Here is a 12,720-nt window from a genome sequence, read left to right as displayed (position 1 = left end):
TGTCGGGGGTAATGAGGCGGCTGCTGACCGCCGCGGCGACGACCGCGGTACTGGGGAGCCTGTTCGCGGCACCCGCTTCGGCGGCGGGATCCGTGGACTGGCAACCGTGCGCGGACGCACCGGACGTCGACTGCGGCACGGTCACCGTGCCGGTCGACTGGGGACACCCGGACCGGGGCACCACGACCATCGCGCTCGCACGGCGCAAAGCCACGGATCCGCAGGCCAGGATCGGCTCGATCCTGATGGACCCGGGCGGTCCCGGCGGCGCGGGCGCGGGCGAGGTGAAGGGCGGCTGGGGGCTTTCGGCCGAGATCACCAAGAGGTTCGACACCGTCGGGTTCGACCCGCGCGGCGTCGGCGACAGCACGCAGATCAAGTGCGGGCTCGACGAACTGATCGCCGACCACCCGAAGGTGCCGGCGAACCAGGCGGAGTTCGAGCAGCTCGCGCAGTACAACCGGAAACTCGGCGAAAGCTGCGGACGGCTCACCGGGCCGCTGGCGCGCTTCGCCGACACCAAGAGCGTCGCGCGCGACATGGACGCGATCCGCGCCGCGCTCGGCGACCGGAAGCTGACGTACTACGGCGTTTCGTACGGCACGCTGATGGGCCAGCAGTACGCGGAACTGTTCCCGGACAAGGTCCGCGCGCTCGTGCTCGACAGCAACATGGACCACTCGCAGGTCACCGCGTGGGACTTCCTGAACAGCGAAACCCAGACCGTGCAAGCGGAATTCGGCGAATTCGCCGCCTGGTGCGCCCGGACGGCGAGCTGCGCGCTGCACGGCCAGGACGTTTCGAAGGTGACGCGTGACCTGCAGGACAAGGCCGCGCGCGGCGAGCTGAAGGACCCGCAGAGCGGTGAGCCGATCACGCCGCTCGACCTCGCGTCGATCATCCAGGGCAGTTTTTACGGTCCCAGCTGGGACCGTCTCGCGACGACGCTCAAGTCCTTCAAGGACGGTACCCAGCCGCCCGCGTCGGCGCGGCTGCGTGAAGACATCCCGATCAACAACGTGTTCCAGAGCGTGTTCTGCGACGACTGGCGCCTGCCGGTGCACAACTTCGCCGAACTCGAGGCCTACCGCCGGGGCGCCGCGGCGCTGGCACCCGACGTCAAGGTCAACTCACTGGGCTGGTCCGCCGTCACCGGTTGCATCGGCTGGCCGGAGCGGGCGAGCAACCCGCAGCACCCGCTGCAGGTCCACGGCGCGCCGCCGCTGCTGATGCTCAGCAGCAGGCACGACCCGGCGACGCCGTACGCGTGGTCGCAGACGGCGGCCCGCCAGAGCGGCAGCACGCTGCTCACCTACGACGGCTGGGGCCACGGCGCGTACTTCAAGAAGAGCCAGTGCGTCACCAAGGCCACCGACGACTACCTGATCAGCGGCAAGATGCCGGCCAAGGGCACGCACTGCGCCGCGGTCGAGCCGGGTACGCCGGAAGCGCGGATCGCCGGGCCGAAGCCGCCGTCGACGATCGCCTTCTGACGCCTTCCGCCGCGTGGCCGGACCCGGCAGAATCGGTGCCGGCCACGCAGCGGTGCGCGGAAGGAGCCCGGAAATGCTTCGTCGATTCTTCGCCGTCACGGCGGCGGTCCTGGCGGCGAGCGCGCTGCTGATCGCACCGGCGGAAGCCCGGGCCCACGGCGGGTACCTGGCACTGGGCGATTCGGTCGCGTTCGGGTACCGGCCGAACGCCGGTGCGGACTACCTCGACGCGGACAACTTCCGCGGCTATGCAGAAAAGTACGCGGCGGCGCGCGGGTTGAAGCTCGCCAACGCGTCCTGCCCGGGTGAGACGACGGGGAGCTTGCTGGCCGTCAGCGCGCCGAGCAACGGCTGCGAAAACGCCTACCGGCTGGCGTATCCGCTGCACGTCGCCTATCCCGGCGCCCAGATCGACTACGCCGTGCGGTACTTGAAGACCCACCGGGACACGCGGCTCGTCACGCTGACCATCGGCGCCAACGACATGTTCCGCTGCCGCGACACCACACCGGACCACTGCACGGGCGCCACGTTCGAAGCCGCGCTCAAGCAGGTCGGCGCGAACCTGGCGACGATACTCGGCGCGGTGCGCGCGCAGTACCGCGGCGAACTCGTGCTCGTGTCGTACTACTCGCTCGACTACCGCGATCCGGCGCAGGTCGCCCAGACCAAGGCGATCAACGCGACGCTGGCCCAGGTGACCCGGCACTACCGCGGTGCCGTCGCGGACGGCTTCACCGCGTTCCGGCTGGCTTCCCTGCGCACCGGCGGCGACCCGTGCGCCGCGGGGTTGCTGGTCAAGCTCCCGGACGGCGGCTGCGACGTCCACCCGAGCGCGGCCGGGCACCGCGTCCTCGCCACGGCGCTGGCCGTGGCGGTCGCGTTCCGGTAGCTCAGCCCCGGCGTAAACCGCGGCGCAGCACCTGCCACCAGCCACTCTTCACCACGGGGAGATCCGCGGCCGCGCCGGTGCGGCGGCGCATCCGGTACGCCAGTTCGAGCACCTCGAGGTCCTCGGGACGGCGCCTGCCGTGGACGTCCGATCGGAGCATCAGCTCTCCCACCGTGACGGGTCTGCCACTGCCACGGTGCGCTGTGCGCGCCATCAGGAACCTCCGCGTGAATGCTGCCGACCGAGTTCCCCGATTCTATGAATTTGATTCGGGTTCGTCACCTTACTGGCCAGTTGTGTCCGGCGGACCAGCCTGACTGCATGATCACCGCCGAGCGCAGGCACGCGCTCGGCGCGCTTCATGCATCACCAAATCCCGCTGGACGCCTAGTTTCCGCGCCGGTGCCGTCCGCCGCCACCGCAGTCGTGGTGCCCGCCGCCGTGGTGGCGGGCGACCGCCTGCCGGTCCGGGGCCGGCGCCCGGTCGCGCGACCAGATCGGCACTTCCCGGATTTCGTGGCGCACCGGCGCCGCGTGCTCGGGTTTCTTCAGCTTCGGTTTCGCCTTGCCGACGATCTTGACCGCCCGGGCGAGCGTTCCGCGATGCCCCGCCGAAATCCGGGAATCCGGCTCGGGCGCACCCGCCGCAGGAGGATTCACGGCCTGAGCACCCGGCGGCACCACGGATTCCGCATCGGGACGCGCAGCCGGCACCACGACGTCGGCCGGCAGCGGGATCAGTGCCACCGGCGGGGGTTCCAGGCCGGCCGGGGGCCAGGTCGCGCCCGCGCCCCGCTGCACCGGCATCGACACCGCCGCGCCGACCCCGCCGGTCAGTGCCAGTGCCCCGGCGACCACCGAGACGACGCGCAGCCGGGCGAGTGAACGCAGGACCTGCGGTTTCTCCCGGTGCCGTGCCCTCGTCCCGCCGGTGCGGTCGTGCGGCGCGGTGGTCCGGACCAGCAGCTCGGCGACGGTGACGTGCTCCCCGCGCGGCGCCCTACGTGTCATCAAACCCTCCACCTCGGGCCGACCGGACCGCGGCGGCGCGCCCGGTCGGCCCGATCATAGGAATGGTCCACCTCGGTGTAAAGGCTTGCTCACCCTGGGTTTCAGGCGAGTCGGCCGCCACCGTCCACGTGGTACACCGAGCCCGTGGTGAACGGGTTCGACAGCAGCTGGAGCGTGGCCGCCGAAACGTCTTCGGGCCGACCCACCCGGCGTGCCGGGTTCGCTTCCGCCGTCCGCACGAACAACTCGTCCTTCGCTTCCCCGAGGCGGTCCCAGGCGCCCGAGTCCACGATGCCCGGTGAGATCGCGTTGACCCGGATCGGCGCCAGCTCGACCGCGAGCGCCTGCGCCAGAAAAGCGACCGCGCCGTTCGTCGTGGCCATGACCGTCCGCTCCGGCGCCGGGCGCCAGGCGGCGACCCCGGAGAACAGCACCATGGCACCGCCTTCGCGGAACCGCGGGGCGAAGTGCTTGGCCAGCAGCAGCGGCCCGATCACCTTCGCGTCGAACGCCCGCGTCACGGCGTCCCGGTCCAGCGTCGTGACCGGGCCGTTCGCCGGCGCCGACGCGAGCGTGACCAGGTAGTCGACTTCGCCGACCGCCTCGGCAAGCGCTTTCACCGACGATTCCTCGGACAGATCGGCGAATGCGGCCCGCACCCCGGAATCGGTGACCCGCGCCGGGTTCCGGCCGGCCACGATGACTTCGGCACCCGCGTCGCGCGCGTCCGCCGCGATCCGGCGGCCGATTCCCGAACCGCCGCCCACGACGACCAGGCGCTTTCCCTCGAACGACATTTCCGTGCTCCTTTCGTCTCGCACACGTCGTTCAGCGCCGGCGAGCCCGCTGACAATCCCGTCCTGATCCGAAGGTTTTCGATGGTTGCGATAAAATCGGCGAATGCCTACGCTGCGCGCGCTCGAGTGCCTGGTCGCCGTCCTGGACGCGGGATCGATCACCGAGGCGGCCGCGCGGCTGCACCTCTCGCAACCCGCGCTGTCCCACCAGATCGGCGCGCTGGAACGGGAACTGGGCGCGCCGGTGCTCGAACGGCTGCCGCGCGGGGTGCGCCCGACCGCCGCGGGACGCGCGATCCTGGCCGACGCGCGGGCCGCGCTCGCCGCCGCCGAGCGCGTCATCCGGACCGGGCGCGCGGTGGCCGGTGGCGGCGCGGGCAGCCTGCGCGTCGCGTGCGCGGAGAGCATGACCGCCGGCTTGCTCGCCCCCGTGCTGCGGGCCTGGCACCGCCACCGCCCGGAAGTGCTGATCACGCTGACCGAAACCACGAGCGCGGACGCGCTGGTCAGGGCGCTGGAATCCGGGGAAGCGGACGTCGCCGCAGGACCGCGGCCGAGCCGCTGGAGCGGGCCGGCCGAGGTGGTCGGGCGCGAGGAGGTCGTCGTGGCGCTGGCCGCGGACCACCCGCTGGCCACCCGGACGGCGGTGGCGATGACCGACCTCGCCGGGGTGCCGGTGGTGCACTACCACCCCGACAACGGCCTGGGCGGCTGGCTCGACGAGCAGGCGGCCCGGCACGGTGCCGTGCTGGAGGCGGTGATGCGGACGAAACAGGCATCGACGGCGGCTCAGCTCGCCGCCGCGGGGCTCGGCATCGCACTGGTCCCGACGACCGCGCTCAGCCGGACCTTCGCCGGTGCGCTCCGGCACCTCGAGCCGGCCCTGCACCGCGAAGTCGTGGTGCTCGCCGCGACTCCGTCGGATTCGCTCGTCCGGCGGTTTTCTTCGGACGTGGTCCAGCGCGGGATCACCGTCCCCGGCGCCCTGCTCGGCAAACTGTCCTCAGCGACCCGTTAAGTCCTGGTGAATGTGACAGATTCCCTACGAAGGTTTTGTGCCATCAGGACGAACTTCTCCGCGACGGCCGGATTTCGCTGTGCCATTCGCCAAAGTTCGCTTCCATCGGATAGCTTGCTCCTACCGGCCAGTACCGGTGGGTGGGGCCGATCGGGTGAGGCGATCAGCGAAGATCGAGGGAAGCGGGGACGACCATGCCGAAGCACCGGCCACGTCGCAAGAGCTCGCGGGCGGTCCGCCGCGCCGCGGCCGCGCTCGCGGGCGGCGCGCTCGTCGTGCTGCCGACGCTGACCGCCGGCCTGCCCACGCCGGTCGTGGTCGCCGACACCGGCAACGCCCTCCCGGACCAGGCCGCGCCGCTGCAGCAGCCGAACATCGTCATGCCGCCGATCGCCGTCGACGGCAGCCTGCCCCAGCCCCCGCTGCCCACGCCGCTGGTCGTGCCGGGCGGGCGGGCCGGCTCGGCGGGCATCTCCGGGCCGCTCGGCATCCCGGCCAGCATGCTCAAGGCGTACCAGAACGCCGCCGCGATCCTGGCGAAGGAACAGCCGAACTGCCACCTGGACTGGGCGCTGATCGCGAGCATCGGCCGGATCGAGTCCAACCACGCCCGCGGCGGGTACGTCGACGCCAAGGGCGACACCCTCGAGCCGATCCTCGGCCCGGTGCTCAACGGCGCCGGCGCGTTCGCCGCGATCCCGGACACCGACGGCGGCAAGTACGACGGTGACGCCGTGTGGGACCGCGCGGTCGGCCCGACGCAGTTCATCCCGTCGACGTGGCGCGGCTACGCCTCCGACGGCAACGGCGACGGCGTGTCGAACCCGAACAACATCTACGACGAGGCCCTCGCGACCGCGCGCTACCTGTGCTCGGGCGGTCTGGACCTCTCGACCGACGCGGGGCAGCGCATCGCCGTGCGCCGCTACAACAACTCGCAGTCCTATGTGGACACCGTGCTGGCGTGGGCCTCGGCCTACCGCAGCGGGGTGGCCCAGCTCCCCGACAGCCAGGTGCCGATCGGCGCGCCCGACGCCCCGGACGCCGCCGCGGCCGGTGCCCCGGTCGGCGTCCCGGCGCCGCCCGCGCCCCCGGTGACCGCCCAGCCGCCGGGTTCGCTGCCGGGCACGTCGACGCCGCCGGGCAGCACCACGCCGACGTCGCCGACGACCAGCCCCACCACCCAGCCGACCACCCCGACCACGGACCCGACGACGACGCCGCCGTCCACCAGCACGCCGCCGCCGTCGACGACCAGCACCACCACCCCGCCGCCGGAGACGACGTCGAGCACGACCCCGGCCGATTCGGCGGCCACGCCGACCGAAACCACCTCGACCACCCCGGCGGGGTGAGCCGGGTGGAGCCGTTCCTGGTGCACATCCGCTGCGACACCGACGGCTACACCCACGCCGTCACCGAAGACGAGTTCGCGACCGGACGGCACGACGGGCGGTTCCGGGCGGTGTGCGGGCACCTGGTGCTGGCGGCGCCGATGATCGAAGCACCCGGCCGGTTCGACCCGGTCTGCCGCGACCTGCTGCGCGGCGACGCGACGGCCGAGGTGCCCCGCCAGGAGCGGCGCCGGTTGCGGTGGCGCAGCCGGCGTTAGCCGACCAGGGCCTCGATGCCGTCGAGCATGCGGTTCAAGCCGAACTCGTACGCCTTGTCGCCCTGGGCTTCGGCGCTCTGGTCGAAGCCGCCGCCGAGCCAGATCCGGTTCATCGCCGGGTGCGCGTCGACCACGAAGTAGTCCTCCCAGAACGACGACCGCTGGTGCCACCAGGCCTCGGTCGACTGGCCGGTGCTGCGTTCGAGGCGGGTGTTCTCCGCGCCGAGCGCGGCGTTCGCGTCGACGTACGTGCCGATCGCGTTGGCCGCGGCGACCGCCTGCCGCGGCGGCAGCCCGAGTCCGTCCACAATGGACAACAGGTACTCCTGCCCGGCCAGCTGCCCCGGCCCCAGCGGCGGCCGGACCCGCGAAACCTCGCACAGCCACGGGTGCGTGCGGTAAGCCGCCCTGGTCCGTTCGGCGTAGAGCGCCACCTGCGCGCGCCAGTCGCCCTCGCGCGGCTCCCCCGGCCCCGGCAGCCGCCGCTCGACGAGCACGTCGTCGACCATCAGGTCCACCAGCTCGGCCTTGCCGGGCACGTAGGTGTACAGCGTCATCGTGCCGGCCCCGAGTTCCTTGGCGACCCGGTGCATCGACGCGGCGGCCAGCCCGTCGGCGTCCGCGACCCGGATCGCGGCGGCGACGATCCGCTCCACGCTCAGCGTCGGCCGGCGGCCCCTGGTCGGTTCGGAAGTGCCGCCGCGGGCGCGCCAGAGCAGCGCGAGTGTGCGGTCGACGTCATCGGCGCCACTGCGTTCGACGGTCATGCGGTCCCCTCGCTCCTCCCTCGGAGATTACCCTGGGGACGAGGGGGTGCGAGCCGATGAACCCACGCAAACCACCCAAGGTCTCGTTCCGCTGGTGGGTCGACCGGCAGATCGCCGAGGCCCGCGACCGCGGCGACTTCGACGACCTGCCCGGCACCGGCCGGCCCTTGCCGAAACCGACCGGCAACGACGCGGCGACCGACTGGGTGCTCCGCGAAGTGCGCAAGGGCGGCCACGACACGAAGGCCCTGCTGCCCCCGGCGCTCGCGCTCAAACGCGAGGTCCAGGACCTGCCGGAGACGCTCGCCACCGAGTGCACCGAAGCGCGGGTGCGCGAGGTCGTGACCGACCTCAACGACCGGATCCGGCAGGCCTACCTCAACCACCACACCGGCCCGCCGCTGACGGTGGCGCTGGTGGACGTCGAGGAAGCGGTCCAGGACTGGCGCCGCTCACGAGCCGCGTCGTAGCAGCGCCCGCTCGGCCGCCGTCCACGCCGTCGTCGTGAGCAGGTAGATCCCCGCGGCCTGCGGGAGGACCAGCGTCGCCAGCACCGTGCCGTACGGCAGCAGGCGGACGAGCTTGCCGCCCGGCACCTCCGCCTGGCGGGCTTGCAGGCGGACCGAGAACCACGCCACGACCGCCAGCCCCGCCGCGATCACGAACACCAGCGGGCTGCCGGACAGGCCGTGCGCGCCCAGCGGCGTCCCGAACAGCGTCGCGCCCAGCAGCGAGTTGGGCTCGCCGCCGATCGACGGGGTCGTGAACAGCCGGTACATGACCGTGAAGAACGGCAGCTGCAGCAGCATCGGCAGGCAGCCGACGAACAGCGACGTCCCGGACTCCTGCTGCAGCTTCGTCACCTCCGCGGCCAGCCGGTCGCGGTCGCCGCCGTGCTTCTCCTGCAGGGATCGGAGCTCCGGCAGCAGCGTGGCCCGGGCGCGTTCGCCGCGGGCGGCCGATCGGGCGAGCGGGTGCAGCAGGAGCCGCACGCCGAGGGTGAAAACGACGATGGCCAGCGCCGTCGAGAGCGGGCCGGTGAGCGCGTGGATCAGGTGGTACGCGCCCGAAACGGGCACGTCGAGAAAGCCGAACATGGGCAGCACTCCGCACGAGTGGAAGGAACGGGGAAAGGCGGAATGGCTGCGGGTCGAGTCACGCAGCCGGGCTGCGGGAACCGGGTGCTCGTGGCCTGCTGCGGCCGGGTCGTCCGGGGTCGCGGAGCCGGATCGACTCGGCGCGGCGGGCGCGACGGCGCAACGCGGTGACGCGGCTGCGCACCGGCGCCGACCACAGCGCGAGCTCGCTGCGGTGCGTGCTGCCGACCAGCAGCACGACCAGGAGGCTCGCGGCGGCGAGGGAGGCGAAGGCGACCAGCGCGGTCGGGCTGCTCACCACGGGGAACGCGAGCTGGAGCAAAGTGTGCACGGCGTCCCCCTCCCTTCCCCACCAGAGTAGCGAAAACGCTAACAGCCCGATGGGCTGTAACCTGGTTCGATGAGAGGGCAACTCGTCGTCGTGCCGATCCTGGCCATGCTCCTGCTGTACGGCGTCCCGTGGTGGACGCTCGTCCTGGCGCCGGAGTGGGGCCTGGCGGGCACCATCGCCGGCACCGCCGTGCTGGCGGCAGGCCTGGTCACGATGCCGATCGCGATGTTCCGCGGCCACTCCAAGCGCCAGAGCGACGCGTCCGCGCGCCTCGGCGACTCGCTGCTCGCCGTGATCTGGGTGCTGTTCACCTGGTCGATCCTGAGCCTTGTCCTGCGCGTCGCGCTGCTCGGCGTCGAGGATCCCTTGCGGTCGCGAATCGTCGCGGGCGCGGCCGTGCTGGTGTCCGCCGTCCTGCTCGTGCACGGCAACCGCGTCGCCATGCGCGTGCCGCCGGTGAAGCGGACGGACGTCGTCATCCCGCGCCTCGGGCCGGGCCTCGACGGCCTGCGCGTCGCCGTGCTGACCGACACCCACTTCGGGCCGATCGACCGGACGAAGTGGTCGGAGCGGGTCGTCGCGGCGGTGAACGCGCTGGAGGCGGACGTCGTCTGCCACGCCGGCGACCTCGCCGACGGCGCGGTGGCGAAGCGACGCAAGCAGGTCGACCCGCTCGGCGGCGTCCAGGCCGGGCTCGGCCGCTTCTACATCACCGGCAACCACGAGTACTTCGGCGAAGCCCAGGCGTGGCTCGACCACATGGAAGGGCTCGGCTGGGACACGCTGCACAACCGCTCGACCCTGCTCGAACGCGGCGGCGACCGGATCCTGTTCGCCGGCATCGACGACCCGACCGGCACTTCGTCGGGCCTCCCCGGCCACGGCCCCGACCTGGCCGCGGCGCTGGCCGACCGGCCCGACGGCGTCCCGGTGGTATTGCTCGCGCACCAGCCGAAGCAGGTGCGCGAGGCCCGTGAGGCCGACGTCGACCTGCAGATCTCTGGCCACACGCACGGCGGGCAGATCTGGCCGTTCCACCTGCTGGTGCGCCTCGACCAGCCGACGCTGTCCGGCCTGACCCGCCACGGTCCGACCCAGCTGTACAACAGCCGCGGCACCGGCTTCTGGGGCCCGCCGTTCCGCGTCTTCGCGCCCAGCGAGATCACGCTCCTCACCCTGCGCTCAGCCTGACCCAAGCGCCCCAAGGCGGCCTTCGGTGCGTCTGACGCAACCAAGGCCACCTTGGGGCGCACCGACAACTTTTTTTGTCTTGACAGTTGTAATCATCGGATGCCACGCTGTCCGCCATGACCACCACCGCGCTTCCCACCCGCACCCGCACCCTGCTGACCTGCGGCATCCTCGCCGGACCCGTGTTCGTCGGCGCCGGCGTGCTCCAGGGCCTCACCCGCGCCGGCTTCGACTTCACGCGCCACCCGGCGAGCGTGCTGGCGAACGGCTCGCTCGGCTTCGTCCAGATCGCGAACTTCGTCGTCACCGGCCTGCTGACGCTCGCGGCCGCGGCCGGCCTCCGGCGCGTCCTGCCCGGCAGATGGGGGCCGAGGCTGCTGGCGGTGTACGGCGTCAGCCTCATCTGCGCCGGGATCTTCAGCGCCGACCCGCAGGACGGGTTTCCGCTGGGCACCCCGGCCGGCCCGCCGGCGTCGGTGAGCTGGCACGGCATGCTGCACTTCGCCTGCGGCGGCCTCGGGTTCGCCGCACTGGTCGCGGCCTGCTTCGCGATCGCCTCGCACCTGCCGCCCGCCCGGGCGTGGTACTCGCGCATCACCGGCCTGCTGTTCCTCGTAGGCTTCGGCGGCGTAGCGTCCGGCTCGGCGAGCCCGGCCGTCACCCTCGGTTTCTGGGCGGCCGTGGTGATCGCCTGGACCTGGCTCGCCACGACGTCCGCCCACCTGATGCCGCGAGGAGAGTCCCGATGACCACGACGATTTCCGCCGACGGCACGAAGATCGCGTACACCCGCACGGGCACCGGCCCCGCCCTGGTCCTGGTCGACGGCGCGATGTGCTACCGCGGCTCGTCCCCGAACGACGCGCTGGCGAAGGAGCTGTCCGCGCACTTCACGGTGTACACGTACGACCGCCGCGGCCGCGGCGAAAGCACCGACACGGCCCCGTACGCGATCGACCGCGAGGTCGAGGACATCGCGGCACTGCTGAAGGAAGCAGGCGGCGAGGCGTTCCTGTTCGGCATTTCCTCGGGCGCGGCACTGGCCCTCGAAGCGGCCCGCGGCCTCGCGGCCCCGAAGCTGGCGCTGTACGAACCCCCGTACGTGGTGGACGGCACCCGCCCCCGCGTCCCAGCCGACTACCCGTCCCGCCTCGACGCGGCGCTCGCCGAAGGCAAGCGGGGCAAAGCCGTCAAGATGTTCATGACCGAGGGCGTCGGCCTGGGCAACGCGACGGTGGCGTTGATGCGGATCATGCCGTTCTGGTCGAAGCTCAAGAAGGTGGCCTACACACTCCCGTACGACACGGCTTTGGTGGGCGACCGCCAGTCGGGCGAGCCCCTGACGCCGTCCTGGCCGGAGGTGACAGTCCCCACGCTGGTCATCGACGGCGGCCGCAGCCCGGAGTGGATGCGCAACGGCGTGTCGTCGCTGGCGAAGGTCCTGCCTTCGGCGGAGTACGCGACGTTGCCGGGCCAGACGCACATCGTGAAGGCGGCGGCACTGGCCCCGGTGCTGACGAAGTTCTTCCTGGGCTAGGGAGCGATCGCCCGAACCCACACGGGCAGCGGCGCGAGCGGCTCGGCGACCGCCCCGGGACTCGCGTCGCTGAGGAACTCCTCGACGATCGGCCCCAGCTGGTGGGCCGGCGCGTACTCGGCGCCGAAGAGCAGCTCGCTGGGGCCGAGCGACGAAAGCGAAGATTTGAGGGCGCCGGCCTGCCGGTCGTGCCAGACGTAGAAGGTCACCGGCCCACTGGCGAGCCCCTCGAGGGACCGCCCCACGGCTTCGAACGCGGCGACGACCTGCTCGACGGTCAGCCCGGCCCGCTCCTCCGGGGACGCGCCCAGTGACCACGTGTTCTGCCGCGCTTCGGCGAGGTGGTCCGCCGGCTCGACCAGGTACTCCTCGGTGGCCAGCTCGGCGATGGAATTCAGCAGCACGAACCCCGTTGTGTCCGGCAAGATCACGCCCATGCGCATCCGGATCCTCGACGCCGACATCACCACCCTCGAGGTGGACGTCGTCGTCAACGCCGCCAACTCCTCGCTGCTCGGCGGGGGCGGGGTCGACGGGGCCATCCACCGCAAGGGCGGCCCCGCGATCCTCGCCGAATGCCGGAAGCTCCGCGCCGGGCACTACGGCAAGGGCCTCAAGACCGGGCAAGCCGTCGCCACCACCGCGGGGAACCTGCCCGCGAAGTGGGTCGTGCACACCGTCGGCCCGGTCTGGTCGGCCACCGAAGACCGGTCCGGGCTGCTCGCCGACTGCTACCGCAACTCGCTGAAAGCGGCCGACGACCTCGGCGCCAAGACCGTCGCCTTCCCCGCCATCTCCACCGGCGTCTACCGGTGGCCGCTCGAGCCGGCCGCCGAGATCGCGCTCGCCGCCGTCAGCCGAGCCGATCACGGCGGCATCGAAGAGGTCGTCTTCGCCCTCCGCGGCGAACACGCGCTCCAAGCCTTCGAGGCTCGTCACACCCCACTTGCCTGAACGATCACCGACCGGGCAGG

The 12,720-nt window shown here is 72.2% G+C and carries 17 protein-coding genes; 10 read left to right on the top strand and 7 right to left on the bottom strand.

The window, feature by feature from the left end; genetic code table 11:
• Positions 1-11: 11 nt before the first annotated feature.
• The gene (locus SD460_RS15060) at positions 12-1,493 is read left to right on the top strand and encodes an alpha/beta hydrolase (protein ID WP_290053554.1); all 1,482 of its coding nucleotides are present in this window, start codon (positions 12-14) and stop codon (positions 1,491-1,493) included.
• Between the two features lie 73 nt (positions 1,494-1,566).
• A complete protein-coding gene (locus SD460_RS15055; protein WP_290053553.1) occupies positions 1,567-2,385 on the top strand; it encodes an SGNH/GDSL hydrolase family protein in 819 nt (272 codons plus the stop codon).
• A gap of 1 nt (position 2,386) precedes the next feature.
• Here SD460_RS15055 and SD460_RS15050 read toward each other — a convergent pair whose 3' ends face one another.
• The 3 genes from SD460_RS15050 to SD460_RS15040 all read right to left on the bottom strand — a co-directional run bounded on the left by SD460_RS15050 (position 2,387) and on the right by SD460_RS15040 (position 4,193).
• Positions 2,387-2,545 (bottom strand): hypothetical protein, encoded by a 159-nt coding sequence (locus SD460_RS15050; protein ID WP_290053551.1) that lies wholly within the window; start codon positions 2,543-2,545, stop codon positions 2,387-2,389.
• A 227-nt stretch (positions 2,546-2,772) separates the two neighbouring features.
• A complete protein-coding gene (locus SD460_RS15045; protein ID WP_318306263.1) occupies positions 2,773-3,396 on the bottom strand; it encodes a hypothetical protein in 624 nt (207 codons plus the stop codon).
• 101 nt (positions 3,397-3,497) lie between these two features.
• A complete protein-coding gene (locus SD460_RS15040; RefSeq protein ID WP_290053547.1) occupies positions 3,498-4,193 on the bottom strand; it encodes an SDR family oxidoreductase in 696 nt (231 codons plus the stop codon).
• A 103-nt stretch (positions 4,194-4,296) separates the two neighbouring features.
• Between SD460_RS15040 and SD460_RS15035 the strand changes: the two genes are divergently transcribed.
• The 3 genes from SD460_RS15035 (at position 4,297) to SD460_RS15025 (ending at position 6,823) form a co-directional block, all read left to right on the top strand.
• Positions 4,297-5,211, top strand: a complete 915-nt coding sequence (locus SD460_RS15035; protein WP_318306262.1) for a LysR family transcriptional regulator — start codon at positions 4,297-4,299, stop codon at positions 5,209-5,211.
• Between the two features lie 194 nt (positions 5,212-5,405).
• Positions 5,406-6,566, top strand: a complete 1,161-nt coding sequence (locus tag SD460_RS15030) for a lytic transglycosylase domain-containing protein (protein WP_318306261.1) — start codon at positions 5,406-5,408, stop codon at positions 6,564-6,566.
• Positions 6,567-6,571: 5 nt separating this feature from the next.
• On the top strand, positions 6,572-6,823 hold the full coding sequence (locus tag SD460_RS15025) for a hypothetical protein (protein ID WP_290061831.1): 252 nt from the start codon (positions 6,572-6,574) through the stop codon (positions 6,821-6,823).
• Here SD460_RS15025 and SD460_RS15020 read toward each other — a convergent pair.
• A complete protein-coding gene (locus tag SD460_RS15020; protein ID WP_290061833.1) occupies positions 6,820-7,590 on the bottom strand; it encodes a TetR/AcrR family transcriptional regulator in 771 nt (256 codons plus the stop codon). The two genes, SD460_RS15025 and SD460_RS15020, sit on opposite strands and share 4 nt — an antisense overlap.
• A 56-nt stretch (positions 7,591-7,646) precedes the next feature.
• Between SD460_RS15020 and SD460_RS15015 the strand changes: the two genes are divergently transcribed.
• Positions 7,647-8,060, top strand: a complete 414-nt coding sequence (locus tag SD460_RS15015) for a DnaJ family domain-containing protein (protein WP_318306260.1) — start codon at positions 7,647-7,649, stop codon at positions 8,058-8,060.
• Here SD460_RS15015 and SD460_RS15010 read toward each other — a convergent pair.
• Together SD460_RS15010 and SD460_RS15005 are read right to left on the bottom strand one after the other, a co-directional pair.
• The gene (locus tag SD460_RS15010; RefSeq protein ID WP_290061836.1) at positions 8,043-8,687 is read right to left on the bottom strand and encodes a YidC/Oxa1 family membrane protein insertase; all 645 of its coding nucleotides are present in this window, start codon (positions 8,685-8,687) and stop codon (positions 8,043-8,045) included. The genes SD460_RS15015 and SD460_RS15010 overlap by 18 nt on opposite strands.
• A gap of 58 nt (positions 8,688-8,745) precedes the next feature.
• Positions 8,746-9,018, bottom strand: coding sequence for a DUF6412 domain-containing protein (locus SD460_RS15005; RefSeq protein WP_290061838.1), 273 nt, complete (start codon positions 9,016-9,018; stop codon positions 8,746-8,748).
• 69 nt (positions 9,019-9,087) lie between these two features.
• On the opposite strand from SD460_RS15005, the gene SD460_RS15000 reads away from it, so the two are divergent.
• The 3 genes from SD460_RS15000 to SD460_RS14990 all read left to right on the top strand — a co-directional run bounded on the left by SD460_RS15000 (position 9,088) and on the right by SD460_RS14990 (position 11,746).
• On the top strand, positions 9,088-10,209 hold the full coding sequence (locus SD460_RS15000; protein ID WP_290061839.1) for a metallophosphoesterase: 1,122 nt from the start codon (positions 9,088-9,090) through the stop codon (positions 10,207-10,209).
• Positions 10,210-10,325: 116 nt separating this feature from the next.
• Positions 10,326-10,958 carry a DUF998 domain-containing protein gene (locus SD460_RS14995; protein ID WP_318306259.1) on the top strand — a complete coding sequence of 211 codons (633 nt, stop codon included), beginning with the start codon at positions 10,326-10,328 and terminating at the stop codon, positions 10,956-10,958.
• Complete coding sequence (locus SD460_RS14990) at positions 10,955-11,746, top strand: alpha/beta fold hydrolase (protein ID WP_290061841.1); 792 nt, start codon at positions 10,955-10,957, stop codon at positions 11,744-11,746. Before SD460_RS14995 ends, SD460_RS14990 begins: the two co-directional genes overlap by 4 nt.
• On the opposite strand, the gene SD460_RS14985 is transcribed toward SD460_RS14990, so the two are convergent.
• Complete coding sequence (locus SD460_RS14985; RefSeq protein WP_318306258.1) at positions 11,743-12,183, bottom strand: hypothetical protein; 441 nt, start codon at positions 12,181-12,183, stop codon at positions 11,743-11,745. The two genes, SD460_RS14990 and SD460_RS14985, sit on opposite strands and share 4 nt — an antisense overlap.
• Between SD460_RS14985 and SD460_RS14980 the strand changes: the two genes are divergently transcribed.
• On the top strand, positions 12,182-12,700 hold the full coding sequence (locus tag SD460_RS14980) for an O-acetyl-ADP-ribose deacetylase (protein ID WP_290061843.1): 519 nt from the start codon (positions 12,182-12,184) through the stop codon (positions 12,698-12,700). The genes SD460_RS14985 and SD460_RS14980 overlap by 2 nt on opposite strands.
• The last annotated feature ends 20 nt before the right edge of the window (positions 12,701-12,720 follow it).

Source organism: Amycolatopsis solani (assembly GCF_033441515.1).
In the GTDB taxonomy this organism is placed as follows: domain Bacteria; phylum Actinomycetota; class Actinomycetes; order Mycobacteriales; family Pseudonocardiaceae; genus Amycolatopsis; species Amycolatopsis solani.
Note: the sequence above shows the minus strand (reverse complement) of the source record. Positions and strands in the feature narration are given on the sequence as shown.